Source organism: Streptomyces lancefieldiae, from assembly GCF_031845825.1.
Taxonomy (GTDB): Bacteria; Actinomycetota; Actinomycetes; order Streptomycetales; family Streptomycetaceae; genus Streptomyces; species Streptomyces lancefieldiae.
Genome location: NZ_JAVRFH010000219.1, coordinates 1 through 1,293, shown reverse-complemented (window position 1 = coordinate 1,293; position 1,293 = coordinate 1). Strand labels below are relative to the sequence as shown.

Genomic DNA, 1,293 nt, shown 5'->3' with positions numbered 1-1,293 from the left:
GTGATGAGGGCGACCTTCGCCGCGGCACGGGAGGCGGGGTCGAAGGTGTGGTCCAGCCACTGGCCGGTCAGGTCCCGGGCCAGGGCGAGGCCGTCGACTCCGGCGCCCAGGCACAGGACCTGGGCGTCGTTGTGGGTCACCGCGTGCTCCACGCTCAGCGGGTCGTGGGCGGTGACCGCGCGCACGCCGCGGACCTTGTTGGCGGCGATGGCCATGCCCAGCCCGGTGTGGCAGATGAGCAGGGCCCGCTCCGCGTGCCCGCTGGCGATGAGTTGGGCGGCGGCGAAGGCGATGTCCGGATAGAGCGGCGTCTCCTCGCCGAGGCCGACCTGGACCAGGGACCCGACGCGCGGGTGTGCCGCGATGTGGCCGGACAGAGTGTGGGCGTAGAGGCCGGGGCGCGGTGTTCTGCGGCGGTTTCACGATGGGCGGGGCGCCGGTCGGCCGGAAGGCAGTCGGGTGGTGCTTCAGCGGTGCGGCCCGGAGCACCGGCGGAGCACCGCCTCAGACCGTGGTGCTCCGCCGGTGCTCCGGGTACTCTGTGCGCCCGCCGGTCAGCTCCACAGCTCCTGGACGGCGTGGATGACGCGTTCGACGTCCTGGTCGGTCATCGCCGGGTAGCACGGGAGGGACAGTTGGCGGGCGGCGGCGGTCTCGGTGACCGGCAGCGGCCGGTGGGCCGTGTCCCGGTAGGGGCCCAGGAGGTGGACGGGCTTGAAGTGGACGCTGGTGGAGATCTGGTGGCGCTTCAGCAGCGCGGCGGCGAGCTGGTCGCGGTCCAGGGGCGCGGCGTCGGGGTCGATGAGGATGGCGTAGAGGAACCATCCGTGCTCAGCACCGGGCGCGACAGCGGGTGTTGTCAGGCCGGGCAGGTCGGCGAGGGCGCTGGTGTAGGCGGCGGCGATGTCGGCGCGGCGCCGGGTGAACTCCTCCAGCCGGTCGTACTGGACGACGGCGAGGGCGGCGGTGAGGTCGGACATGACGTACTTCAGGCCGGGGACGGTGACCTCGTAGTCGGCGGTGTTGCGTTTGCCGTGCCGCTGCCAGGCGGAGGAGTCGATGCCGTGCCGGCCCAGCAGCCTGGCCTTGTGGACGAGTTCGCCTCGGCCGACGAGTAGGCCGCCTTCGCCGCCGGCGGCGACCTTGTTGGCGTAGAAGCTGAACGTCGACAGGTCGGCGGCGCTGCCGGCGGGCAGGCCGTCGCGGCTGGCGTGCAGGGCGTGGGCGGCGTCCTCGATCAGCAGCAGGCCGTGGCGGTCGGCGAGCTGGCGGAAGGCGCGCATGTCACACATG

Annotated in this window: 2 protein-coding genes; both read right to left on the bottom strand. The window is 73.0% G+C overall.

Going from position 1 to position 1,293, the window contains the following annotated elements; all coding sequences use genetic code 11:
• Nucleotides 1–293 (bottom strand): RpiB/LacA/LacB family sugar-phosphate isomerase (locus tag RM812_RS41730; protein WP_311586172.1); only part of this gene is annotated, 293 nt, incomplete at its 3' end.
• A 261-nt stretch (nt 294–554) separates the two neighbouring features.
• Nucleotides 555–1,293: DegT/DnrJ/EryC1/StrS family aminotransferase (locus tag RM812_RS41725; RefSeq protein ID WP_311586170.1), on the bottom strand; the 739-nt coding region annotated here is incomplete at its 5' end.